This is a genomic window from Salinimicrobium maris, from assembly GCF_049680855.1.
Lineage (GTDB): Bacteria > Bacteroidota > Bacteroidia > Flavobacteriales > Flavobacteriaceae > Salinimicrobium.
The window spans coordinates 957,892-982,930 of record NZ_JBMPGS010000001.1 but is presented as its reverse complement, the minus strand read 5'-3'; the positions used below and the strand labels follow the sequence as shown (position 1 = coordinate 982,930).

The 25,039-nt window shown below is 39.5% G+C and carries 18 protein-coding genes; 5 read left to right on the top strand and 13 right to left on the bottom strand.

Annotated elements, in window-relative coordinates:
* Nucleotides 1–2 precede the first annotated feature (2 nt).
* On the top strand, nucleotides 3–794 hold the full coding sequence (locus tag ACOV1Q_RS04650; RefSeq protein WP_424493197.1) for a TPM domain-containing protein: 792 nt from the start codon (nucleotides 3–5) through the stop codon (nucleotides 792–794).
* 158 nt (nucleotides 795–952) lie between these two features.
* On the opposite strand, the gene ACOV1Q_RS04645 is transcribed toward ACOV1Q_RS04650, so the two are convergent.
* The 3 genes from ACOV1Q_RS04645 to era form a co-directional block, all read right to left on the bottom strand.
* The gene (locus ACOV1Q_RS04645; RefSeq protein ID WP_424493196.1) at nucleotides 953–3,730 is read right to left on the bottom strand and encodes an outer membrane beta-barrel protein; all 2,778 of its coding nucleotides are present in this window, start codon (nucleotides 3,728–3,730) and stop codon (nucleotides 953–955) included.
* 95 nt (nucleotides 3,731–3,825) lie between these two features.
* Nucleotides 3,826–5,130, bottom strand: a complete 1,305-nt coding sequence (der, locus tag ACOV1Q_RS04640) for a ribosome biogenesis GTPase Der (protein WP_424493195.1) — start codon at nucleotides 5,128–5,130, stop codon at nucleotides 3,826–3,828.
* 169 nt (nucleotides 5,131–5,299) lie between these two features.
* A complete protein-coding gene (era, locus tag ACOV1Q_RS04635) occupies nucleotides 5,300–6,190 on the bottom strand; it encodes a GTPase Era (protein ID WP_424493194.1) in 891 nt (296 codons plus the stop codon).
* A gap of 136 nt (nucleotides 6,191–6,326) precedes the next feature.
* Here era and ACOV1Q_RS04630 point away from each other — a divergent pair, with 136 nt between their 5' ends.
* The 3 genes from ACOV1Q_RS04630 (at nucleotide 6,327) to ACOV1Q_RS04620 (ending at nucleotide 10,248) form a co-directional block, all read left to right on the top strand.
* A complete protein-coding gene (locus tag ACOV1Q_RS04630; RefSeq protein ID WP_424493193.1) occupies nucleotides 6,327–6,974 on the top strand; it encodes a class I SAM-dependent methyltransferase in 648 nt (215 codons plus the stop codon).
* Between the two features lie 267 nt (nucleotides 6,975–7,241).
* Nucleotides 7,242–8,783 (top strand): SulP family inorganic anion transporter, encoded by a 1,542-nt coding sequence (locus tag ACOV1Q_RS04625; protein WP_424493192.1) that lies wholly within the window; start codon nucleotides 7,242–7,244, stop codon nucleotides 8,781–8,783.
* Between the two features lie 37 nt (nucleotides 8,784–8,820).
* Nucleotides 8,821–10,248 (top strand): TonB-dependent receptor, encoded by a 1,428-nt coding sequence (locus ACOV1Q_RS04620; protein ID WP_424493191.1) that lies wholly within the window; start codon nucleotides 8,821–8,823, stop codon nucleotides 10,246–10,248.
* Between the two features lie 74 nt (nucleotides 10,249–10,322).
* On the opposite strand, the gene ACOV1Q_RS04615 is transcribed toward ACOV1Q_RS04620, so the two are convergent.
* The 4 genes from ACOV1Q_RS04615 to ACOV1Q_RS04600 all read right to left on the bottom strand — a co-directional run bounded on the left by ACOV1Q_RS04615 (nucleotide 10,323) and on the right by ACOV1Q_RS04600 (nucleotide 16,100).
* Nucleotides 10,323–12,269, bottom strand: a complete 1,947-nt coding sequence (locus ACOV1Q_RS04615; RefSeq protein WP_424493190.1) for a M1 family metallopeptidase — start codon at nucleotides 12,267–12,269, stop codon at nucleotides 10,323–10,325.
* Between the two features lie 209 nt (nucleotides 12,270–12,478).
* Entirely contained in the window at nucleotides 12,479–12,955 is a 477-nt protein-coding gene (locus ACOV1Q_RS04610) for a DUF4168 domain-containing protein (protein WP_424493189.1), read from the bottom strand.
* Between the two features lie 349 nt (nucleotides 12,956–13,304).
* Complete coding sequence (locus ACOV1Q_RS04605) at nucleotides 13,305–13,931, bottom strand: DUF4403 family protein (RefSeq protein ID WP_424493188.1); 627 nt, start codon at nucleotides 13,929–13,931, stop codon at nucleotides 13,305–13,307.
* 144 nt (nucleotides 13,932–14,075) lie between these two features.
* Entirely contained in the window at nucleotides 14,076–16,100 is a 2,025-nt protein-coding gene (locus tag ACOV1Q_RS04600) for a GAF domain-containing sensor histidine kinase (protein WP_424493187.1), read from the bottom strand.
* 408 nt (nucleotides 16,101–16,508) lie between these two features.
* Here ACOV1Q_RS04600 and ACOV1Q_RS04595 point away from each other — a divergent pair, with 408 nt between their 5' ends.
* Nucleotides 16,509–16,823: a hypothetical protein gene (locus tag ACOV1Q_RS04595; RefSeq protein WP_424493186.1), complete on the top strand. Its 315-nt coding sequence runs from the start codon at nucleotides 16,509–16,511 to the stop codon at nucleotides 16,821–16,823.
* 68 nt (nucleotides 16,824–16,891) lie between these two features.
* On the opposite strand, the gene ACOV1Q_RS04590 is transcribed toward ACOV1Q_RS04595, so the two are convergent.
* The 6 genes from ACOV1Q_RS04590 to ACOV1Q_RS04565 form a co-directional block, all read right to left on the bottom strand.
* On the bottom strand, nucleotides 16,892–17,530 hold the full coding sequence (locus ACOV1Q_RS04590) for a recombinase family protein (RefSeq protein WP_424493185.1): 639 nt from the start codon (nucleotides 17,528–17,530) through the stop codon (nucleotides 16,892–16,894).
* Between the two features lie 176 nt (nucleotides 17,531–17,706).
* A complete protein-coding gene (locus ACOV1Q_RS04585) occupies nucleotides 17,707–18,492 on the bottom strand; it encodes a DUF1828 domain-containing protein (protein WP_424493184.1) in 786 nt (261 codons plus the stop codon).
* The gene (locus ACOV1Q_RS04580) at nucleotides 18,489–18,989 is read right to left on the bottom strand and encodes a DUF6978 family protein (RefSeq protein WP_424493183.1); all 501 of its coding nucleotides are present in this window, start codon (nucleotides 18,987–18,989) and stop codon (nucleotides 18,489–18,491) included. Before ACOV1Q_RS04580 ends, ACOV1Q_RS04585 begins: the two co-directional genes overlap by 4 nt.
* 24 nt (nucleotides 18,990–19,013) lie before the next feature.
* Nucleotides 19,014–22,154, bottom strand: coding sequence for a type I restriction endonuclease subunit R (locus tag ACOV1Q_RS04575; protein WP_424493182.1), 3,141 nt, complete (start codon nucleotides 22,152–22,154; stop codon nucleotides 19,014–19,016).
* On the bottom strand, nucleotides 22,141–23,241 hold the full coding sequence (locus ACOV1Q_RS04570; RefSeq protein ID WP_424493181.1) for a restriction endonuclease subunit S: 1,101 nt from the start codon (nucleotides 23,239–23,241) through the stop codon (nucleotides 22,141–22,143). Before ACOV1Q_RS04570 ends, ACOV1Q_RS04575 begins: the two co-directional genes overlap by 14 nt.
* Nucleotides 23,242–23,287: 46 nt before the next feature.
* Nucleotides 23,288–24,862, bottom strand: coding sequence for a type I restriction-modification system subunit M (locus ACOV1Q_RS04565; protein ID WP_424493180.1), 1,575 nt, complete (start codon nucleotides 24,860–24,862; stop codon nucleotides 23,288–23,290).
* Nucleotides 24,863–25,039: the final 177 nt, after the last annotated feature.

Genomic DNA, 25,039 nt, shown 5'->3' with positions numbered 1-25,039 from the left:
GAATGCTATATATTCAGCGGTTTTTAAGTGTACTTTTAATTTTAACTGCCTTTGCAGTCAATGCACAACGGGACATTCCTCCCCGCCCGTCGAGTCAGACAAGTGTCTATGACGAAGCCGACGTGTTGAGCGACTCCGAAGAAAGAAGCCTGGAACAAAAGCTGATCAACTACGCAGATACCACCTCAACACAAATCGTCATCGTCACCATTGAATCTTTGCAGGGAGAATATATAGGCACCTACGCTGCAGACTGGGGTGATAAATGGGGAATTGGGCAGGAAGATAAAGATAACGGCGTCCTGATCATGCTTGCTGAAGAAGACCGCAAAATACAGATAAGTACAGGCTACGGCGTGGAAAGTTATATTACCGATGCCATTTCCTGGGACATTACTGAAAATATTATTTTACCTGAATTTAGAAAGGGCGACTACTATAGCGGACTCGACCAGGGCACCACAGCTATTTTTCAGGCGCTGAGCGGTGCTTTTGAAGGCTCCGGAAGAAATCGTAGCAGAGAAGGCTCTTCGCCGGGCTTTATCGTCCTGGCCATTCTCTTTATCATCTTCCTGGTTATCTTAAGCAACCGTAATAAAAGAGGCGGAGGCCGTGGCGGCTTCCGAAGAGGCGGTTCCTTGCTGGATATCATCGTATTAAGCAGCCTGGGCCGTGGAGGTTTTGGCGGCGGCGGTGGCTTTGGTGGTGGAGGCGGCTTCGGTGGAGGCGGCGGATTTGGCGGTGGCTTCGGTGGCGGTGGTTTTGGCGGCGGCGGTGCCGGCGGGGGATGGTAAGAGTAGAGGTTAGAGGTTCTTGGTTCAAAGTTCAAGGTTTGCGATTCAAACACGCTCAATTATATAGAATATATGTAAAAAGAAAGCCTCTCAAAAATGGCATTTTTGAGAGGCTTTCTTTTCTCTTTTACTTCTACTTTCTACCCTCGTACCTGGAATTACATTCTAATAACCCCGCCGCGACGTCTGTTGGGATCTTTTCCTCCAAACTTGCTTAACTTCAGTGTGAAACTTAGCATAAAATACTGTTCCAGGATAAGCTCCTGGGTATCCTGCACATAATTATCTCCCGTAGTTCTGGAGGTGCTTACGTTTTCATTCAGCAGGTCGTAGACTTTCAGCTTTAGGGTGGCATCTTCATCAAGAAACTGGTAACCAAGACTCATGTTCCATAAAATTGCGGTTGGATCGAATCCAGGGGCTACATTTCCGAAGTAATTGTACGAAAAATCATTCCCAAAAACCACATTTTCGGGCCAGTAGGAAGTAGCCTCAACGCCTATTGTGTGGTTAGTGTACTCCTCTTCTCTGTTCATGTTAATGTCATAATTAGTTAAAACATAGTTGAGTTCATACCGCGGATTCAATTCAATAATTTCATTTAGGGTATATCCTAACCGAATACTTGGGCGGAAACCATAACGATCTGCATTGAACTTTCTTGTGTTAGAAAAACCTACCTGGCGACTATAGTTTACATTTGCTCCCAGCCTGTAACTAAACTCCCGCTCCTGCTTTTTATATCTTTTACTGTAGGATGCACCAAGGTTTGCGTCTACACCTCCATCTACATTTGTGTATGTAGTAACACTTAAGAGATCTTCTCCTGTAATGGTATAAGGGACTACGTCATCCTCGGTAAAGGAAACAGATGCATAGGTACTTATCCCGCTTCGGGTGGCAAAATCAAAATTATGGTATCCCAGATTGAAACGGTGTGAAAAAGCAGGGTCAAGATCTGGATTTCCAATAATAATATTTGTAGGATTCGTAATATCTTCCACGGGTTGTAATTGCCTCACTGAAGGAATGTCTGTATCATTTCGATAGTAGAGGTACAAACTGCTCCCTCTTTTTATCTCATAACGCACATTGGAACTCACGTAAAGGTTGTTGTAGTTCTTATCCAAAGAGGTTTCTGCAATAAAATTTTCGGTTTTAAGAGAAGTATTTAGCAAACCAACGTTTAAAGAGGTACGCCATTTGCTGCCCTCATAATTAAGTCCGGCATTAGGAATATGCTTGATACTTTTTACTTCAAAAGCGTTACTTAGATCCTGGTTAAAATTGGAGTACTCACCGGTACTTTCATCGAAATCATAGACCGCTCGCTCGTTATTGGAATTTTCAGTATTAAATTCGTAAGAAAGGTCAAGGAACAATTTATCTGCCAGCACAGAACGTTGGGTAAGGCCCAGGGAATATTCATCTGTTTGGTTTTCTTCTTCAATAAACTGATTTCGAATATCTGTACTCTCCAAAATGCCATTTTCATAGGTCATTCTTTCAGAAAAGAACCTGTTTTCATTTTCCTGGAGGTTGTTTGTGTTTTCGAAATCCAGTTGAAGGTAGGCTCCGCGGCCCCCAAATCTTCTAATTATGTCTATCCTGTTGCTAAAGTTGCTGCTGTAAATATCCTCATTATCCTGGGTTGCTGAATTGTTAATCAAATTGCCATTTTCAAGACTCTCGGAAACCTGAGATCTCACAGAAAACCCGTCGTTGATTTGAATTGCAGGCCTTACCGAAATTCGGGTAAGAGTATCTGGTTCGAATTCAAATCTTAGATTTGCCCTATGGCTGTCATTCACCACATTTCCTTCGGAAACAGAATTTGTAAAGAAATTCCTGTCTGGCAAAAAGGTTTCGCGTTCTACAATTGAACTGGTTTCAGTGTCATTCTTTCCGAAGAAATAATTGGCATTTACTTCAAATTTTTCATCCCATTCATTAGTGAAATTTAATCCTGCTGTTTCACTTTTCGTAATTCCGCCGCCTGTACCAAAACTCTGGCCGTTGATGCTGAAACCGCCGTTGCCGTTAAATGACATCCTGTTCACTCCCCCGCGCCCCATCATATCATAGACTTCATCAAAACTAAAACCCGAACTGTTGATGTTGTTGGAACTTGCCAGGGCGCTTACCCTTAGTTCATCCTGAAAGTAATTCCCTATTCCGCTTAGTTCATAGCGTTCATCGGTCCCGCCACCAGCAGTTGCCCGCGCAAAATAGCCCCGGTTCTTATCTTCCTGTATGGTTATATTGATAGTTTTATCATCGGGATTCCCGGCTTTCCCGGTGAATTCTTCGGTTTTGGTCTTAGTATCGACCACCTGTATCTTATCAATTATTTCCTTCGGAAGGTTTTTGGTGGCTATTTTAGGATCGTCTCCAAAAAATTCTTTTCCATTTACGAGAATTCTCGAAACAGGTTTTCCGTTCACGGTAATATTTCCCTGTGAATCTACCTCCACCCCCGGGAGCTTTTTCATGACATCCTCCAGGTTGGCATTTTGCCGGGTGTTAAACGATGCGGCGTTGAATTCCAGTGTATCAGACTTTACAGTTACGGGAGCCCTATTGGAAACAACGGTAACTTCTCCCAGAAGATTGGTAGCCACCTGCATTTCTACAGGTCCCAAATCAATTATACGGCGATCAAGGGAGATGACGCGGTTAAGAGGCATGTAGCCTGCATAACTACCTGCAAGGCGCAAGGAATCTACATTTTCTGAACCCTCAATACTAAAATTTCCTTCCTTATCTGAGATTGTATATGCAACAAGAGAACTGTCTGCAATCCTTTCTACAAATATGGTAGCCGACTCCAGCGGAAAGCCTTCCTCCTGATCTACGATTTTACCGGTTATTTCAAATTGTTGTGCGGCAGCTGCATATGAAAGCAGGCCAAGGAAGAGGGATAGAAAGAATTTCATTAAAAGGTTTTGTTAAGATGAGGTTATAAAACTATAAAAATAGTTGCAACTACTTTATAGTTTGACCTAATCTTTTCAAAAAAGTTTAATGCTTCTTATTTTTTTCTGAAATAAACTGAAACCGGCACTCCGGTGAAATTAAATTCCTTCCTAAGTTTGTTCTCCAGGAACCGCTGATAGGGTTCCTTGACATATTGAGGCAAATTACAGAAAAAAGCAAATTGCGGCTGCGGGGTAGGCAATTGCATACAGAACTTGATCTTTACATATTTTCCTTTGTAAGCCGGCGGCGGATAAGCCTCAATAATAGGCAACATGATATCATTGAGTTCGCTGGTCTTGATCTTTTTGCTCCTGTTCTGGTACACCTCAACAGCAGTTTCAATTGCCTTGAAAATGCGCTGTTTTGTTAGCACTGACATGAAAATGATAGGAACATCCACAAAAGGCTCCATCTCCCGGCGAATAGTTTTTTCATATTCCTTCATGGTGTTGGTCTCCTTATCGATCAAATCCCATTTGTTTACCAGGATCACAATTCCCTTGCGGTTTCGCTGCGCCAGCCAGAAAATATTCTGAACCTGGCCGTCAAATCCACGTGTAGCATCCATAACGATCAAACAAACATCACAGTGCTCAATTGCACGAACAGATCGCATGACAGAATAAAATTCCAGGTCTTCCTTCACCTTAGACTTTCTCCTGATTCCCGCAGTGTCCACAAGATTAAATTCAAAACCAAAGCGATTGTATTTTGTATCAATGGAATCTCTTGTAGTTCCCGCAATATCTGTTACAATATAGCGGTCTTCTCCAATAAGAGCATTTATGAATGAAGATTTCCCGGCATTAGGGCGACCCACCACAGCAAAGCGGGGCAATTCTGTTTCCTCCTCTTCAGGCTTTTCAGGCAACCCGTCTATTAAGGCATCCAGAAGATCACCGGTACCACTTCCACTGGTACTTGCAATGGGATAATATTTCCCAAGTCCCAGAGAATAGAATTCAACGGCGTTTTCAAGTCTTTTGGAGTTGTCAACCTTGTTCACTGCAAGAAAAACAGGTTTCCGTGATTTTCTCAACAACTGCGCCACCTCTTCATCCATAGGTGTTACACCCGCTTCCACATCAACCATAAAAATAATAGCATCTGCCTCTTCAATGGCAAGTTCTACCTGCTTATCTATTTCGGCTTCAAAAACGTCATCACTTCCCACAACATATCCACCGGTATCAATGACAGAAAAATTTCTTCCATTCCAGTCCGTTTTACCGTAATGACGGTCCCGGGTTACCCCGCTTACAGAATCCACAATGGCTTCCCTTCGCTGAATCAACCTGTTAAAAAATGTTGATTTCCCTACATTTGGCCTTCCTACAATGGCAACAATGCTACTCATATTCCTTTACTTAAATTACGGCGCAAAATTAGGCTTTTTTAATTTAAGATATAAGGCTTGAGATGTGAGACTTAAAATGATTTTATTTATGCTGAAATCGGTCGTGGATAATCCTCGTAATAGAGATCCAAAAATGGCATTTTCTATCCTATTTTCGGAATCTTCTTCTCTAAGCCTTGCGGTCGTTATAGCCAAACCTTCTTAACTGTCGCGAATCACTGCGCCAGTTCTTGTTGACTTTTACATACAGTTCCAGGTGCACCTGTTTTCCGAAGAATTTTTCAAGATCGCCACGGGCTTCCACTCCCACTCTTTTTAAAGCGGCACCTTTGTGCCCAATAATGATCCCCTTCTGGGTTTCCCGCTCTACCATGATCACACTTCGCATCCTTATGATCTCTTCTTCCTCAAAAAATTCTTCAGTTTCGATTTCTACACTGTAAGGAATTTCCTTCTTGTAGTGCATCAGGATCTTTTCGCGAATGATCTCGTTCACAAAGAAACGTTCGGGCTTATCGGTCAGCGTGTCCTTGGGATAAAAAGCAGGAGATTCTGGCAAAAGTTCTACAATACGGCTAAAAACTTCGGAAACATTAAAACCTTCCAAAGCAGAAACCGGATAAATTTCGGCATTGGGAACTTTATCCTTCCACAGCTGCACCTGCTCTTCAAGCTGTTCCTGATGAGATTTGTCGATCTTGTTCAGCAGTAAAAGAACCGGTATTTCAGAATGTATGATCTTATTAAAAAACGCCTCGTCTTTTAAGGCTTTTTCACCAATTTCTACCATATAGACCAGCACATCTGCATCTTCAAAAGCAGATTTTACGAAGTCCATCATCGATTCCTGCAGCTGGTAGGCCGGTTTGATGATTCCCGGCGTATCACTTAAGATCACCTGGAAATCGTCCCCGTTCACAATTCCTAAAATTCTATGACGGGTAGTTTGTGCTTTGGAAGTGATAATGGAAAGTTTCTCTCCCACAAAAGCATTCATAAGGGTGGATTTCCCCACATTGGGATTCCCAATAATGTTTACAAAACCGGCTTTATGCGACATAATCTCATTTTTTACAAAGATATTCCATTTAAAAAGGCTCTCCTAAACCTTTTCGAAATTAATATTGTTTTTAATCTTTTTGAAATACCCACTGATACATTACCTTCAATTTCCTAATTTGAACCAAATTTTACGCATGATAGAAAGCTGCCCCCTATGCAACGGATTGGCTCAACATTTCTTTTCTACGAAAAACCGGGAATTCCTGGAATGTGAAATCTGCAAAGGCATTTTTGTACCTACAGCATTTTTGCCCCCTCCCAAAAAGGAACTGGCGAGATATAAACTTCATCATAATGATGTAAATGATAAAAGTTACCAAAGATTTGTCTCCCCTCTTGTAAATGCTGTTGCAAAAGATTTTAAGGGCAAAAAACCTTCAGGGCTTGATTATGGTGCCGGTCCCGGCCCAGTAATCACAAAAATGTTACGAGAGAGAAATTTTAATATTTCACCGTATGATCCCTTTTTTAAGAATGATGAAAATCTTCTTGAGCAGCAGTATGATTTTATAGTTTGTTGCGAGGTGATTGAACATTTTCACCATCCTCGGCAGGAATTTGAGAAGTTGAAAGACCTGCTTCTACCCAACGGAAAGATTTATTGCATGACAAATCTCTATTCCCCCGAACTTGACTTCGCAAAATGGAATTACAAAAATGATCTCACGCACGTTTTTTTCTACAAAGTGGAAACCCTGGAATACATTGTTCGAAAAATGGGTTTTTCAGGTATGTTTCTAAAAAACAGGCTTATCGTACTATCTTCAGAAGAAAAAAACTGAGCGCAAAAATAGATTATTGAAGTTTCTATTTGAGCTGAAAAATATTAAATAAGATCAGCTTTATTCTGAAAAGGAATCCACAGGTTTTAAAAATATTTTTATACTTTTGCCCGCTCTTATGAAGCACGGAAGCAATATATTATCATCTTTGATTACTCCGCCCTGAAAGTCCGGCTGCTTCCCTTACCCAAATTTCCCAATAACCGTTTAATATCAACTGAAGACAGGTCACCTCTGTTCTCACACATTTTATAATAACTCAAAAAGATGAAAAAGTATTTAAACCTTTTCGATTTCTCTCAAAAAGTAGATTACAAGCTGGAAATCATGGCCGGGCTTACCGTGGCACTCGCTTTAATTCCCGAAGCTGTCGCTTTTGCAATGATCGCAGGTCTTTCTCCACTTACAGGCCTATATGCTGCTTTTGTAATGGGGCTTGTAACCTCTATTTTAGGAGGACGGCCGGGAATGATCTCGGGCGCAACAGGAGCCGTTGCTGTCGTCATTGTTGGCTTATCAATTTCACATGGCCCTGAGTATATTTTCGCCACCGTCATCCTGGCTGGGTTAATCCAGTTACTGGCCGGCGTACTGCGGCTGGGAAAATTAATACGGCTGGTACCACATTCGGTGATCTTTGGATTTGTAAATGGTTTGGCTATCATCATTTTTATGTCTCAGCTCGATCAGTTTAAGACCACCAATGCTGCCGGCGAACTGGTATGGATGACGGGAGAACCGCTTTACATTCTACTTGGGTTAGTAGCGATCACCATTGTTATTATTGTTGGGCTTCCTAGATTAACCAAAGCAGTTCCCGCAAATTTAGTTGCCATACTTACAGTATTCGCACTGGTAGCTTTTTTAGGAATAGATACCAAATCTGTAGGCGATATGGCCTCTATAAAGGGAGGCTTTCCTCCATTCCACATTCCCATGGTTCCAGTAAGCTGGGAAACGCTGGCACTCATTTTTCCCTATGCAGCCATTATGGCCGGAGTTGGATTGATAGAAAGTTTGCTTACGCTTAATATTGTTGATGAAATCACTGAATCTCGCGGGCGAGGCAATAAAGAATGTGTCGCTCAGGGAACTGCAAATGTGCTTTCGGGCTTCTTTTCGGGAATGGGTGGTTGCGCCATGCTGGGACAAAGTTTGATCAATGTTTCTTCGGGAGCACGGGCAAGACTTTCGGGCATTGTAGCGGCCGTTATGCTCCTGGTATTTATCATGTTTGCTGCAGATGTTATTGAACTTTTACCAATGGCCGCACTTACCGGTGTTATGATCATGGTTGCCGTAGGAACCTTTGAGTGGGCGAGTCTAAAAACCTTCCGAAGAATGCCAAAGTCCGATGTACTGGTAATGGTACTCGTGACCCTGGTAACGATCTTCCTTCACAATCTTGCATTGGCAGTATTGGTTGGGGTGATCATTTCGGCGCTGGTATTCGCCTGGGACAATGCAAAAAGAATTCGTGCGCGTAAAAACTTAGATGCAGACGGAATAAAACATTATGAAATGTACGGGCCGCTCTTCTTCGGAAGTGTACAGGCCTTCAATGACAAATTTGATGTCCTTAACGATCCAGATGAAGTAATCATCGATTTTTCTGAAAGCCGTATCGTAGACATGTCTGGCATTGAAGCGGTAAACAAATTGACAGAACGCTACGCCAAACAAGGTAAAAAACTACATTTAAGACACTTAAGTGAAGATTGCCGAAGATTGTTAAGCAAAGCCGACGCTATTATTGAAGTAAACATTTTAGAGGATCCAAGCTACAAAGTCGCGGTAGATAAGCTGTAAGTTTTTAACTTTACATTTCTAACAACAAACCCCTTTTATGCCTAGAAACTTACATGGAGACCAGGATTTTGACACCACTCCTTCCATTAAAAATAAAGCACTTCGAATAAACCTTAATGAAAGTATTTACGGCACCTTTGCCGAGATAGGCGCAGGACAGGAAACGGTTCGGAATTTTTTTCGTGCCGGAGGAGCTTCAGGCACCATTGCTAAAACTCTGAGCGCTTACGACAAGGACTTCAGTGACGCGATTTACGGCCTGGAACCACAGGGAAGATACGTTACCGAAGCACGATTGCTTAGCATGCTTTCTACTGAAACCCGCCTGATAGAAGAAAGGCTAAAACGAGATAAACATCCCGATAAATTATTTTTTAGCTATGCCAATACTGTAGCCACCATAGATTTCGCCAAGAAGTACAAAGGTCACGGCTGGCTGGGCATAAGATTCCAGGTACACCCAGAACAGGAATACAGTGAAATCCTGCTCCATATTCAGTTTCATGAAAATTCGGCTGCCCAGCAGCAGGACACACTGGGAAAACTGGGAGTAAACCTCATTTATGAGGCCTTTTACAATTACGATAACCCAAAGCAGCTGCTAAGGAATCTTTACGACCACATCAATCATGATGATCTTGAAATAGATACCATCAACTTTACCGGTCCTCTTTTCGAAAAGGTAGACAACAGGCTCATGAGCCTGCAACTAGTGAAAAATGGCATGACCGAAGCTGTAATGTTCGCACCAGATGGCAATAACGTACTGCCGGCCAGTGTACTTTACAAGAAAAATATACTCACTCTACGCGGAAGCTTTCGGCCGGTAACCAAGGTGAACATGAGCATGTATAAAAAGTCTCTGGAACTTTTCCTGAATGAAAGAAAAGTTGAAAAAGACAGAACAGTGGTGATTTTCGAGATTACGCTTTCAAATCTTAAAGCGGAAGGTGAAATTGATGAAAAAGATTTCCTTGACCGCGCAGATCTTTTAGGTTCTTTGGGGCAAACTGTCATGATCTCCAACTTCCAGGAATATTATAAGGTAGTTGAATATTTCTCGCAGCACACCAAGGAGCGAATGGGACTCACCATGGGAGTGAACACTTTTATTGACATTTTTGATGAAAAATACTACCGACACCTGAGCGGCGGAATTTTGGAAGCTTTTGGGAAACTGTTCTTCAAGAGTCTTAAAATTTATCTGTACCCGCTCAAAAACCCTGACACAGGAGAAATAACCACCAGCGATAATCTTAAAGTTCATCCAAGGATGAAAGAACTCTTTCAGTATTTTAAAGATAACGGGCGCGTGGTAGACATTACAGATTTTGATCCCGAGATCCTGGACATCTATTCAAGAGAGGTCCATCAAATGATCGTGGAAGGAAAATCGGGCTGGGAAAATATGCTTCCGGAGACCACCACGGCCATGATCAAGGAAAAGCAACTTTTTCGGAATTAAAAAAATATTTACAAAAAAAAGGGAGCCAAAAATGACATTTTTGGCTCCCTTCTTATTTTCACTTTCTGATTTTTTTAATCCTGATACTGGGAATTTGGCCAGGAATCATTAGAGAAATTTACATCGGGAAGGATTTTTTCAGGATCCATCTCTACGCTTTGCACCTGCTTATCGGTTCTTAGTAAATGATGCCAGGTATCTCCACGCTGCCATATCTCTACCGGAAGTCTTAACGTTTCCTGAGAGCCATCGTCATAAGTAACTTCCAGCACCACCGGCATAGGCATATCTCCATTATTCGTGACGCTTATCACATAATTGCCCTGGTACGGCTGCACGTTATCTACAGAAATGTCAATATTTCCTGTTCCGTAGAACCAGCCCTGCCAGAACCATGACAGGTTTTCTCCTCCCACATTTTCCATGTGATTGAAGAAATCTTTTGGTTGCGGGTGTTTAAAAGCCCATGTGGCAATATAACTTCGGAAAGCATTATCAAATCGCTCCTCCCCAAGAATATATTCGCGCAGTAAGAACAAACCTACAGCAGGCTTATAATACGCTACCATTCCTAAATTGCGAAGGTTGGTAACATCGGGATATGTATTTATCCCTTCACGGCTTGGATTTTCATACCAGGTATTCATCCTTCTGGTCTCGTTCAAACGGGAAGGATATTCTCCATTATTGAAATCTAAGGTACTGTAATGATTAATAAAGGTATTAAAACCTTCATCCATCCAGGCGTAGCGACGCTCATTGCTGCCCACGATCATTGGAAACCAGTTGTGCCCAAATTCATGATCTGTCACGCCCCATAGGCCTTCACCTGTACTTTTCCAGGAGCAAAAGTTGAGCCCCGGGTATTCCATTCCACCTATTTCCGCAGCGACATTCACCGCAGAAGGCCAGGGATATTCAAACCATTTTTCTGAATAATATTCTATAGATGCCTTTGAATACTCTGTAGACCTGCCCCAGGCGCTATCACCATCACTTTCCTTTGGATAAGCAGATTGCGCTATGGCTTTTTTACCGCTGGGAAGGTCAATCTTTGCAGCATCCCAGATAAATGCACTGGAAGAACCGAAAGCAACGTCTCTTGAATTTTCTATTTTATAATGCCAGGTAAGGGTTCCCTCCTGTTTCGCCCGAATGGAAGGATCATTTACCTCTTCTGGCTTAATAAGATAAACTGTAGTATCGCTTTTTGAAGCCATTTCCATTCGCTCACGGACTTTACTGGAAAGCACCTGCCGAGGATTCTGCAACTCTCCAGATCCTACCACGATATGATCCCATGGCGCAGTGACTTTATAATCAAACGTTCCATAGTCATAGTAAAACTCGCCGGCTCCCAGGTAAGGCTCCACATTCCAGCCTTCCACGTCATCAAAAACAGCTACCTGCGGAAACCATTGTGCCATGGCATAAATAGTTCCATCTTCCACCTCCAGGCGGCCCATGCGATCCATTCCTTCTACCGGAATTTTATAGGTAAAATCCATAGAAACGCTTGCTTTTCCTCCCTTTGCAGGAATAGGTCTGTCAAAAAAGACCTGCATGCGCGTATCGCTTATTAAATATTTTGAAGAAGTACTGCGCTTTACCTTGGCCTGTAAATTCGAGATTTCATATCCGCCATCAATATCACCATTGTAACGGTTTCCTCCAATAGGTGTGGTGAGCGTTCCGCGGGAAGTTTCGGTAAAGCGGTTTTGCTCGAGATACATCCAGATGAATTCAAGTTCTTGGGGAGAATTGTTGGTGTATTCCACCGTGATGCTACCGGTAATGGTGTGCGCCTCATCATCCAGAGTCACCTCAATATCATAATCGGCTTCGTTTTGCCAGTATGCGGGACCTGGTTTTCCAGATGCAGCCCTGTACATGTTTCCGCTGCGATCCATGAATTCGGAAAAATCCTGTTGATTGTTTTGTGTTACCTCCTGTGCGTTTACTTTGGGAGAAATTATTCCCACAAGCAATAATGCAAAGAGTACTTTTGAAATTTGAGTCATAGGTTGTCGTTTTAGGATCGCTAATTTAAATAATCTGTTTAAAATTTCCTGAAGCGACTCAATTACTTTAATTCCGTGTCTATTTTTATCAAAAAGATATAGTTCATCCTGGTTTTTGGATCTTTAGATTTAAATGAATTCGAAAGTTTTGCGCACAAAAAAAGGTGACATAAAGCCACCTTTTTTAAAATCTTATATCAGGATCTTTCTTATCCCTGGAAAATTGCTTTTAGTCTTTCCTGAAGTTCGGGGTCATTTTGTAGTCCCATAGCAATTTGCTCATATCTTTGAAGCGTTAAATCCTGCTCTTCGATCACCTCCTGCATTTGCTCCTGGTATCCCATTTGCATATCTTCAAGCTCTGCAGCTATTTCTTTATGTTTTGCTTTTTCTTCAGAAGTCGCCTCCACTGTTGTTTCCGGATTCATGGAAGCCTGCTGAATTTTGTTGAATTTTTCCACATTCATCCCACTTTTCTGCACAACTGTCATCATTTCCTGTTGCGCTTGTTGCGTGATCATTCTAATTCCCTGAAAAGCATTTGCAAACTTCTCTAATTCACCGTCGCTTACTTCAACCTTTTGTTGCTGCTGTGGCTGTGGCTGCGAGATTTGCGCCGAAGCTGCAACAGTTCCTAAAATGGTGAAAAATAGTAGAAAACTTGCGAATTTTTTCATCTTAAGCATAATAGTCTTTTTATTGTTAGTCTATACCCGGACAAACACCTTGCCACAAATCTCGAATCAGAAAAAGCATGGAAAATGTCCTTTTTCGACAGGCAGCGGGAAAATTTCAAGCCCAAATTCGATTTTATAATAACTAAGAAATTAAGATTTACCGATAAACCGGTATTTTAGGAGTGCAATATTTCCAGAAAGATCAAATAAGTAACTCTTGAAGTCATTTTTCGAACTTCTGAAGAGAGAAAACCTGGGAAATTATGTATTCTAGGTTTTATTCTTTAGAAAGTCGTGCTAAAATGTCATTTTTGAATACTTACTTCAGAAATACTTTCAGAAGAACCTGAAAAAGCAGTTAAAAACTCATTTCTGAAATCTCTACCACAGCACTTCCTTCTACCATCACATTTATAATCAAATGGCTTTGTGCAGGAAGGATCTCATCAATTCTGAAAGTGTTTAAGTGCCCCGAAAGAAGAACCGCATCTGCCACTTGTAACCGGTTAGCCAGTTTATTATTTACCTGTTCCAGCTGCTTGCTAATAAGTGGGTCAAAATCAAAATTCATCTTTTTCTTTAGCTTTTCGTATAAAAAAGTATTCGCTAAAGCCTGCAGTGATTTGTTGATAAACCAGTTTTTACCGGTGCCTTCCAGTTTATAATCTATTATCTCAATTGCCTGCTCTTTTCTATCAAAACCAATAATGAGATAGACCAGGAAACTGCTTTTTTTATTCTTAAAGAGCGAAGTGAGGGTTTTAAATTCTACGTTGAGAACCAAATCATAATTTTCATCCTGAGATCTTCCCAAGGAAGCTCCTAAAATCTCGGCATAATTGGTAACATCGCCAGCTTTATCCGCGGTCTTGATCTTTTCGCCAACAAGCTTCTCCTGAAGGTATTTTTGAAGCACTTCATACCTAATTCTTACAGGAACTTTTAGCAACACATTGTTCTGTGGTGATTTTTTCCCTTTTTCCATAACCGGCTGTTTTGTTCTTTAAAGTAAGAAAAAATTGGGAACCTTTACTCATAATCTAATTCCGATCAACTTACTTTCACATTCAGGCTCTCTATAATTTTGTAGTATATTGTTTCCTGGAGCCCTCAACCCCTCCTGGTAAGATCAACCTTTTTCATTTGGAAGGGAAACAGTGAAAGTGGTTCCTTTCCCCACTTCACTTTCCACATGCACAGAACCGTTCATGGCTTCTATTTGATTTTTACTTATAAATAGTCCTATTCCCCGAGAATCTTTATGTTTATGGAAGGTTTTATACATTTGAAATAATCCTTTCCCATGACGCTGCAAATCGATTCCCAATCCATTATCCTCAAATTTGAGGATGGTCAACTTCCCTTTTCTGGCCCCGGTTATTTTTACAAAGCTTGTACTGTGCGGGGAGCGATATTTTATGCCGTTCGTAACGAAATTAAGAATAATACTTTCCAGATAAGATCGCACTCCCATGATTTTTAGATCTGGCTCAAGATCAATTTTAACAGAGGTCTCATTGGCCCCCGCGAGGGCGTAAACACTTTCAATGGTATTTTCTACAACCGGCCCTACTTCTATCTCACGTAACTGGACGCTTTCTGATAAATTAACTTCAACAACTTCATTTAAATCGTCAATTGTAGCATTTAGATTTTGCGTGGCATTTTGCAGGTGTTTAAAAGTTTCATTGTCTTGAAGAGAGGCATTTTCCTCTTCTAAAAAGTTTACCAGCATCCCAATCGCACCGGAATGGGACCTGAGGTTGTGAGAAACGATATGAGCAAAATTCTTCAGGCGTTCATTTTGCCCATTGGTTACACTTAAAAGTTCTTCAATTCGTTTAAGTCTCTTAGTTTTAATTTGTTCATCCTTTTTTCGTTCAGAAATATCTTCTATAAAGCTCCATATCTTTTTATTTCCGTCTATATCTTTTACTAATATTCCGCTGAGAACCACAGGATATCTTTCCCCGTTCTTTTTCACATATTCCTTCTCATAAGGTCCATATGAGCCAGTTTCATTAAGTGATTCAATTTGTTCCGCTTCTTCTACCTCATAATCTTTTGGAGTGACATCCCAGTAACTAAGGCTTAAAAATTCCTCCCTGGTATAACCTGTAGGTTCCAACAGCTTTTCATTTACCTCAAGGAAAGCTCCTGTTTCAAAATCATTGAGCGAAATTCCTATTGGGGATAGTTCATAAAGAGCATCCAGAAGCTTTTTTCTATACAAAATTTCATACTCCTTCTTTTTAGTATCGGTTATTTCCTGAAGGATTCCATACATACGCGTAGATTTTTGATTCTCCTCGGGTAAGGAAAACCTTCCTCTAACATTGATCCATATATAGTGGCCTTTAAAATGTCTTAGCCGAAATTGAAATTTAAATCGTTTTCTGTTTTCAAAATTCTGCGCCAGACTTTTGTACAGTTTCTCAAGATCCTCTTTGTGCACCCGTTTTTTCCAGAATTGGATGTCTTCCTCCTCCTCGCCGTTTCCTGAATATCCGGTGATATTCCACCATTCCTTGTTAAAACTGATAGAATTACTGAGCGTGTCCCATTCAAAAATTCCGGTTTCTGTTCCTGCAGTCACATATTGGAACCTGTTATTAATACGATTAAGGCTTTTGTTGGTATCCTCCAAAGATTTAGTTTTCCGGCGCAGCTCAAGCAGCTTTATCACCTGCCTGGCCAGCAGTTGAAGTTTATTTTCCTGCTCCTTATTTAATTGTTTAGGCTTGCTGTCTATGGCACAAATAGTACCCAGGGCATATCCATTACTGTTAACTAAAGGAACTCCCGAATAAAATATAACGGGATCTTCAGCCGTGACAAAAGGATTATGTTTAAAACGTTCATCATTCCTGGCATCCGGAACTACTGTAACTTCCTGCGGATTATTTATGGTGTGGGCACAAAAGGTGAATTCCCTCGGGAACTCCCGCACCTCTAATTTCATTCCATAAGAAGATTTAATCCATTGTTTTTCTTTAGCAATGAGAGTAATTAATGCACTGTTGGTATTGCAGATTTCTGCCGCCATGGCACTCAAAAAATCAAGATCTGATTCTTCTAAGGTGTTATCAGAATCATATTTATAGACTTCATGAATACGCTCCAGATCGTTTTCAGGAATAGGTGGTTTTTTCATGGTAATGAGGGGGTTTGAATGCAAAGTACTATCAAATTTTAGCTTTGACAAGTTTTGGTAATTCAAATAAGAAGAGGCTCTGAAAAATATAGCATTTGCGCCACAGCCATCATAAAATAAAAAAGGCTTCACATTTCTGTGAAGCCTTGTCTTTGCTAGTAGCGGGTACTTTTATGATATCGAACCAATTCTTAGAGGATATAAATACGATAGCTAATCTTACAAGTGAGATATAAAGGACTGATATACAACGAATAAATATCCTGATGGATAGATTTACAAAAAAAACACTAATTTTTTTTAGTGGGTAATATATTGTTACTCAGGTATTTATGCTTAAAAAAACTCATTTTTTCATTGTCTGTTATAAGAAGATGTAACATATTTGAATAAATAAAATTATAAAATATGTTTAATTTAAAGATAGGAATATGGTGGATTGAGGACGGGTTAATCCGCTGCGTAAAAGATAAAAATGTTGACCGTTACATTAATGGCACTGATGTGAATGAGAAGAGGACTATAAGTAATACTACCTTCTGGGCATTACCCATTCATCTTGCTTTGAAAGAATGGACCACCTTAGATGAAATGAAGGATTTATTACAGATTATGGCAATTATGAGATGTAACCTTAATCTTCCACAGAACCACACCATGGATTTACAAACTTGGACTATTGTTCAGGCTATTATCCTAAACAAAGAGAAAGGGCTTGTTTAAATCTAAGGATACTTACAATCTATACAGTAAGGTCAGCAGATGCTGGCTTTGCTGTATATCTTAAAAATTTACTTGGAAATGTATTCTCTTTTCTCCAATACTTTCTTCACCTTGGCTATGGTGGCTGTACTTTTCCCCGTAATACCTGATATTTCCCTATAGGAAAGACCCTTTTTTAATTTCTGAACAATTATAGGATGCCGTTCAAGGAGGCGTTTTTCACTTTGTTGTGACCCTGGTTTTCTTCCCTTGAACTTACCCTTAGCTTTAGCTATTTCAATCCCTTCTTTTGTACGTTCTTTAATCCTATTTCTCTCCATCTCCGCAATAGAACCCATTACACTTACTACCACCTTCGCAATAGGATTCTCTTTACCACCAATAAGAGTTTGAAAGCCTTCCTTTAGAGATTGAATGTTGATATTGTTCTCAGTGAACCTCTCAATTGTATGGAGTACATCGATTAAATTCCTTCCCAGCCTATCGATACTATCAATAACGACCGTAATTTCTTCCTCACCTTGGCGGGTCGTTACCAAGTCAAATAGCTTTTGGGCCTCAGGTCTCTCCAGAAATGGAACGTTCCCCTGCACCTTATCAATATATACCGCTCCAGAATCATATCCTGGAACCTTTTTAAAATTATTTAACTGCCTATTAGCACTTTGGGTCACTGATGAAATGCGGGAATAAAAAAATAGTTTCATTGTCTTTAAGAGTTATAAGACAAATATAATGTTTTATTTTTAGGGTCTTGTTTATTTTAAAACATTACCACGGAAAATGGGGGCTTTGGGGACCTCATATACGATTTAATAATTAAGTATACCCTAAAAGTAAAACATGATTACATGTTTTAGAGGATGGGAAATGTTTCATCAATTTATGCTGCGGATAGTAATCTGAGATTCTCCTCAGTATTTCGCTCGGTCCACAAAATATATTCGGCATCTCTTGAAGTCAGTGCATCCAAAAACTCCTTTTTAACTTCCTTTGCAACATCATTTATAAAGGCAATGGCCTTTACCTCTTTTTTCGTAACCTTTTCTCTAACGGGTTTTATGTCATCCCAAGAGAAAAGAAAGTTGGGTAAATTGGACTTGTTAATTGTATTAAATGATTTAATCACAACCTCTTTATTCCTTTGAGCGATTTGAAAGTCAAAAGTAAACTCCAAACCTGTAGTACCCTTGGAGATAAAATCAGGAGTGTAAATCAATCCATTTTTATCAAGGAAGGCACGAACATCTTCTTTAAAGATTCCCGCAACGTTATGCTGCGATAAAACGTACAAATCATTGATTTCAATAATGGCATTTAGGAAGTTATGTTTCGACTGGGAGAAGTTATCGAAATGGGTTTCCAACAGTAATTCATCCTCGACTAATTTAACACCATGGTTAACCAAAATAGAATCCAAAATACTTCTTCTTTTTTTGGAGCCTTGGAAATGAAGGCCTTGAAGCTCTAAATTATTAAGAGTTTCCCCATTATCGCTCAAAGTAATGTATGCACCGTTTTTTTTAGCGTAAATCTCTATCGTATCATTGAAAGCACCAAGGAAAGGGGTATCAATTAGAACCCATTCAGAATAATCACCCTCCTGAATTACGGTTTTCTGACGTAACCAGCGATAGTACTCATCGACATATGTATTTACCCAGTTCACAGTATTGCTTGTTGTATAAACAGCTCAGAAGTTAAATTTATTTCTTTAGCGAAATTACGTATTAAATCACATATGTCAGACATTTCTTTGATTTCCTGAATCCCAAAATTAGTTTCACTAAGAGGAACCGCCCAGGCCAAGTCGGAATAATCTTCAACGAATACGTGCATATGAGGTTCATCAATATCAAACCATTTGCCTCTAAAACGTTTCAACTTTTCAGGTAAAGTATCGAGTACTTCTTCTGGGTTTTTATGCCTACCACGAAAGTCAATCCGCATAAGCCCCAAATAGGAATTGGTTTCAAAATGATGAATAGTAGCCTTCAGTACTATTTTTGGATTAGTAGTGATGTCCATTCTGAATTTATGGTCCCTATCTTGTATGGAAATTAGTTCCAAACGATTCCTTTTCTGGCTTAAATCAACAAGTATATTCGGGTCCTCTAATACTTTATTCAGTTTTAAAAAATAGTGTACTTCTTCACTTGATAACATAAGGCCAATGAGATTACTATGGAATTAAATAATTGTTCTCTTCTTAAAATTCTCTGCCTGTTCAAAGATTTCCTGGTACACCTCATCACGGTCCACAGGCGGGTAATCATGTTCTGCCAATAGCATTATCAAATCTACTTTTAGCTCTGCTTTGATGTCGGCTCTTTTACTCCAATCTGTATACTTGGTAAGGTCATCAACCACGTCCTTGACGGCTTTAGATAAGGTAATTAATCTATCTTCAGGATATTTGAAGTCATACTTATTTGCAAGGGACTTTAGGATATCGTAGAAGGCTTTTTCCTCGAAATCTATACCCAAACCTTTAAATGATTGTTGCTCCTCTCTTAGGGCGTTATATAGCGCTAAAATTTCATCAGTAAATTCGTCCAACACTTCGCTTCTCAACACATCATCTTCCTTACGTTCGTTGTATCTATCCACCAACGATTTGAACTTATTTGAGAAATCTACTCCCTGGGCTTTGTTCACTTTACCAAAATCGTCAATGGCTTTCTTGAGTAACTTCTGAAGTAGTTTTATCCTGGTATTTGGGAGTTTAATCTTCTCCACCTTTGCCAGATAATCCTCATCAAAAATATTCACCTGGTCTTTCTCACCCATAGCGTAGATTTCCTCTACTCCATCACTATCAAGAGCCTCCTGAATCATCTCACGAACCTTGGCATTCATTTGTGCAGTATCGGGTGCATCGCCTTTGGTAAGCTTATGAACAATGGATTTAACAGCCAGATAAAAATGAATCTCATCCCGTTCCTTGGTGCCGAATTCATCGCTTGCACAACATATATCATAGGCTGCTTTAAGACGTTTCACAATATTCATAAACCGTCTTTCCAGGTCTTGGGTAATCTGAACGAATTCCACAGCCTGGTTAAGACACTCCAGCTGCTCAGCAGAAGTACCTATAAAATACTTGGTAGAATCAAACTTGTAGAAGATTTTAGATAGCAAGTTTAGATTATCTTTAACCACAGTGATGCTTTGGTCAATATCTTCAAACTTGTCACGGTCTATAGCAGAATACTGCTTTAAAGCAAGGTTCATCTGCTTCTTTATCCCGATATAATCAACCACTAAACCTTTATCCTTACCCTTAAAGTTTCGGTTAACTCTTGAAATAGTTTGGATTAAATTATGCTTTTGAAGTGGCTTATCTATATATATTGAATCAAGAAACGGCACATCAAAACCAGTAAGCCACATATCCACCACAATGGCTATTTTAAAATTAGATTTCTCATTCTTGAACTGCCTGTCGAGTTCCTTACGGTCTTCTTTTGTTCCTAAGGCATTATACATTTCTTCATGGTCATCCTTCCCACGGGTCATTACCATCTCAATCATTTTGGTAGGCTTTAATTCCCGCTTATCCTTATCTGAAAGTTTGGCTCCTGGTTCGTGTTTTCTTTCTTCAGCCCAATGGGGTCTTATATCTGTAATATTCGTATAAAGTTGAAACGCTATCGGTCTACTTGAAGCAACAAACATGGCTTTTCCCTTCACTGTAGCCCCTTCAGTGACTCTTTTCTCATAGTGATAAACGAAGTCTTCAGCAATTGCCTTAATGCGATGAGGGTCTCCTAAAATGGCATTCATGTTAGCCATTTGTTTCTTACTTTCCTCTACCTGGTATTCATTAGCACCTTCATCTGCAACCCTCGAATAATATTCTTCAATTTCTTCCAGCTTTCGGTTATCGAGTATTACTTTTGCTGCTCTACCTTCATAAACTATCTTCTTTGTAATACCATCCTTCTCACTTTCAGTCATGGTGTATGAGTCTACCACATCACCAAAAACATCCAAAGTGGCATCTACAGGCGTTCCTGTGAATCCAACATAAGTTGCATTAGGTAAAGAATCATGGAGGTATTTAGCAAAACCATAGGTTTTCTTCACACCATCCTTAGTAATTTTTATTTTCTGGTCCAGGTTTATCTGGGAACGGTGAGCTTCATCACTAATACAAATTACATTTGTACGGTTGGTGAGTAAATCTGTATCTTCAGTGAACTTATGGATAGTGGTTAAAAATACACCTCCACTATTTCTGTTTTTAAGCAATTCTTTAAGTTGCTCCCTGCTCTCTACACTTTTAATCTCATTATCCCCCACATACTGCTTCGCGTTGGTAAACTGCTCCGATAACTGGTCATCTAAATCGGTACGGTCGGTAATTAAAATAATGGTGGGACTGGAGAAATGAACCGATTTCATCAACAGCCTTGTGAGAAATAACATTGTGAAGCTCTTACCACAACCTGTCGCTCCAAAATAGGTTCCACCCTTACCATCTCCATTGGGTTTTTGATGTTCTTTGATATTATCAAACAACTTACGGGTAGCATAGTATTGTGGGTACCTACAAACAATCTTTTCATCTTTCTTGGATGAATCTGGTAAATAAATGAAATTGTGCACCACATCACGAAGACGTTTACGGTTAAGCATGCCTTTTACCATAGTGTATAAAGAACTTATACCATCTACTTCTCGTTTATCCTCTGGTCCTACTTTACGCCAGGAATAATAATATTCGTATCCAGCAAAAAAAGAACCTGCACGGGTGTTCACTCCATCACTGATGATACAGAATGCATTATACTTGAATAACTCTGGGATATCTCGATTATATCGGACAGTTAATTGGGTGAACGCATTATGAACTGTTGTGTTCTCCTGAATAGCAGTTTTAAATTCCAACACCACCAGGGGAATCCCATTAACGTAAATAATTCCATCGGGTATACGTTTTTGATATCCAACAATCTCCAATTGGTTTACTACTTTGTAAATGTTGCTATCAATGGGAGAATAATCTATGAGTTGAATATATAGGTCTTTCTCGTTACGGTCTTCTCGTTTAAGTAAAAATCCATCACTGATTAACCTGGAAATAGCTTTATTGGATTCATATAAATCTGAAGCTGGATACATCTCAAGTTTACGAATAACTGACTCCACTTCGTTTCGGGTAATATCATTACCCTCGTATTGACTAAAAAGAAAAGCTTTGAGGTCATCCTTTAATAACACCTGAGATTCTTCTCGTTGTATATCTTTTCCAGAAACATACGTGTACCTCTCTTCCTTAAGATGAGTTATAAAAGCCTGTTCCAAGTTTTCTTCAGTGAATTTCATTAGCCATGATAGATTTGGATACGGTAGACATCTTACCTAAGATAACCTCTCGAAGTTGAACCAGACATTTTATTTCATCTGAATATGATTTTATACTATCAAATAGTGGTGCTACTAAGTTTTCGAATTTACTCATTTCACCTCCTTCCACTTTGCTCACTTTGAAGGACTTGAGATAGTCTGTATGAACTCTCTGACGACCAGAGGTACCTGTCATACTACTAATCGCATAATCTCTAAAGTTTATATTGCGAGCTAAACAATATACCCAAAATTTACTTGTTCCAATTTTGGGTCTCATAACAATAAATTCCGTTGAACCAAAAGCTATCTCATCCCTGGGTAAAATTTGGACGAAGCCAGTCTTACCATTCTCTAAGCAAGGAGTAATTCGTGCAAACAAAGTATCCCCATTCTGAAATTTAGTACCAGATTTATAGGGACGATATCTATATGAATCAATGGACATATGAGTTTCGTTGAGAACGCTCATTTCGATATACGGAGCTTTTCGACCTTTAGGGATAGTTTCTTTTGGATTGAATTGGATATATTTACTGAGGTCAACTGGAATCGAAGAATTTTCCTCACCAACACCAAACCACCTGGAAAATAATGTATGGGCAGTTTCTTCAAGTTTTAGATTAAGTTCTTCATTAAGTTTGATTCGGTTTACCACCGTGTTATATTCATTAACTATTTCACGTTGTTTTGCTGGGGATGGGATAGGGAGTACTACCTCACATAACTCATCCCAGCCAAATCCTCCACGAATAGCACTATCGCATTTAAAATCAGCATACCTATCAAACTCTGACCTCCTAAACCACATCATTAAATATTCAGGTATCAGTTCATTCTCATCAATCACTTCAAATACAGTATAGGCTGGAGAAACTATTACAGCATTTTCTTCGGTGTTTAATACAACTGGTAACTTATGGACTCGAATAACTGACATAAAATCACAGGCAAACTTTCCTGGTTCAACAATCTTATAACGTGACATATCAGTTCCTACAATATTCGAGGTGGATTTACGGAACTCTTTAGTCATACTAAGTCCCCTCAAGTCATCAACCTGCAAGTTCCTATTTCGTATATCAACCTTCTGAATATAAGAACCAAGCGTTTTAGAATTTGACCTCATATCCCAGCTCCTTAAATACGTTCAACAAAGCGGCTTTAGATTTTTCTTCTTTTTTAAGTAAGTCAGAAAATTCAGTTTTCAACTCGGTCATTTTCTCATCAAAATCTATAGATTCATCTCTGTTAATGAATTCGATATATTTACTGGGAACCAAAGAATAGTCTTTTTTTCTTACCTCCTGAATATCTGCTGAATAACAGAATTCAGCCACATCTTGATAATCGGTTTCATGTCGTGCTTCCTGCCAGGCATGGTAAGTATCAGTGATATTTTTTATATCATCTTCAGAGAACTGGATATACTTTTTTTCAAATGGAATACCACGCTGGCGGAGGTCCATAAACAGTATTTCATCCCTACGATTTCGGTAATATCTTTGCGTATCACCTTTGTCAACTGTTCGTTCGGTTTTATTATTATTTAAAATCCATAAGGTAACACTAATATCAGTGGTATAGAACATATTACGAGGGAGAATAATAATAGCTTCAACTAATCTGTTCTCAATTAGTTTCTTTCTAATCTTGTACTCTTCACCACCGCCAGATATAGCACCATTGGCAAGAATAAACCCAGCTACACCATTATGCGATAACTTGGATACCATATTTAGAATCCAGGCATAATTAGCATTACTTACTGGTGGCACTTCGTAACCAGCCCAGCGTGGGTCATCTATTAATTCGTTCTCCGCACGCCATTTAGATTGGTTAAATGGTGGGTTGGCCATAATAAAATCAGCTTTTAGGTCTGGGTGTTGGTCACGGGCAAAGGTATCGGCTGGAACATCACCAAGATTAGCAGATATACCTCGTATAGCCAGATTCATCTTTGCAAGCTTATAAGTGGTCGAGGTATATTCCTGACCATAGATACTCACCTCTTTTTTGTCTCCATGGTGAGATTCAATGAATTTAACGGATTGTACGAACATACCACCAGAACCACATGCAGGGTCATATATCTTTCCCTGGTAAGGTTCTATCATTTCGGTAATAAGATTAACTATACTTTTTGGGGTATAATACTCACCCTTACCCTTTCCTTCCTTTAAAGCGAATTTAGACAAGAAATACTCATAAACTCGTCCAACAATGTCTTCAGACTTGTCCTTTTGTGTGTCAATGTTGTTGATGGTATCAATAAGAGAACTAAGCTTACTCACATCCATATTAAGACGGGAGAAATAATTATCTGGTAACGCACCTTTGAGAGATGGGTTATTCTTCTCAATAGTAAACAAAGCAGTATCAATCTTAATAGCGATATCATCCTGCTTACTATTGTCTTTGATATAACTCCAACGAGAATCTGGAGGAAGATAAAATACGTTCTTCATGGTGTAGAACTCCGTCATATCCACAAATTTCTCCTTACCCTCACTGATAAGCTCCTGCTTTCGATTTTCGAATTTATCGCTTGCGAACTTCAGGAAGATTAATCCAAGTACTACGTGTTTGTATTCTGAAGACTCTACAGTTCCCCTTAAACTGTTGGCTGAATCCCATAAGGATTCCTCCATGCTCTTTTCTTTTTTGGCCTTAGCTTTTTTAGCCATAAATATATGGTTGGTTCGATAATTAATAATAAGTTGTTAAATATAAAAAACTTTACTGACTACAAACTACGGTTAACCTTATCAAAAGTGATTATATTTCATGTACTATTTCCTCTTACTATGACAAGTAAAAGGGTATATATTTTTAAGGTTTTAATTTTGACTAAAGAGTTGAAA

What these genes read in the sequence shown, in the direction of transcription:
- ACOV1Q_RS04650 (WP_424493197.1), top strand. Translation starts at nt 3, where the DNA reads ATGCTATATATTCAGCGGTTTTTAAGTGTACTTTTAATTTTAACTGCC.
- ACOV1Q_RS04645 (WP_424493196.1), bottom strand. Translation starts at nt 3,730, where the DNA reads ATGAAATTCTTTCTATCCCTCTTCCTTGGCCTGCTTTCATATGCAGCT.
- der (WP_424493195.1), bottom strand. Translation starts at nt 5,130, where the DNA reads ATGAGTAGCATTGTTGCCATTGTAGGAAGGCCAAATGTAGGGAAATCA.
- era (WP_424493194.1), bottom strand. Translation starts at nt 6,190, where the DNA reads ATGTCGCATAAAGCCGGTTTTGTAAACATTATTGGGAATCCCAATGTG.
- ACOV1Q_RS04630 (WP_424493193.1), top strand. Translation starts at nt 6,327, where the DNA reads ATGATAGAAAGCTGCCCCCTATGCAACGGATTGGCTCAACATTTCTTT.
- ACOV1Q_RS04625 (WP_424493192.1), top strand. Translation starts at nt 7,242, where the DNA reads ATGAAAAAGTATTTAAACCTTTTCGATTTCTCTCAAAAAGTAGATTAC.
- ACOV1Q_RS04620 (WP_424493191.1), top strand. Translation starts at nt 8,821, where the DNA reads ATGCCTAGAAACTTACATGGAGACCAGGATTTTGACACCACTCCTTCC.
- ACOV1Q_RS04615 (WP_424493190.1), bottom strand. Translation starts at nt 12,269, where the DNA reads ATGACTCAAATTTCAAAAGTACTCTTTGCATTATTGCTTGTGGGAATA.
- ACOV1Q_RS04610 (WP_424493189.1), bottom strand. Translation starts at nt 12,955, where the DNA reads ATGCTTAAGATGAAAAAATTCGCAAGTTTTCTACTATTTTTCACCATT.
- ACOV1Q_RS04605 (WP_424493188.1), bottom strand. Translation starts at nt 13,931, where the DNA reads ATGGAAAAAGGGAAAAAATCACCACAGAACAATGTGTTGCTAAAAGTT.
- ACOV1Q_RS04600 (WP_424493187.1), bottom strand. Translation starts at nt 16,100, where the DNA reads ATGAAAAAACCACCTATTCCTGAAAACGATCTGGAGCGTATTCATGAA.
- ACOV1Q_RS04595 (WP_424493186.1), top strand. Translation starts at nt 16,509, where the DNA reads ATGTTTAATTTAAAGATAGGAATATGGTGGATTGAGGACGGGTTAATC.
- ACOV1Q_RS04590 (WP_424493185.1), bottom strand. Translation starts at nt 17,530, where the DNA reads ATGAAACTATTTTTTTATTCCCGCATTTCATCAGTGACCCAAAGTGCT.
- ACOV1Q_RS04580 (WP_424493183.1), bottom strand. Translation starts at nt 18,989, where the DNA reads ATGTTATCAAGTGAAGAAGTACACTATTTTTTAAAACTGAATAAAGTA.
- ACOV1Q_RS04575 (WP_424493182.1), bottom strand. Translation starts at nt 22,154, where the DNA reads ATGAAATTCACTGAAGAAAACTTGGAACAGGCTTTTATAACTCATCTT.
- ACOV1Q_RS04565 (WP_424493180.1), bottom strand. Translation starts at nt 24,862, where the DNA reads ATGGCTAAAAAAGCTAAGGCCAAAAAAGAAAAGAGCATGGAGGAATCC.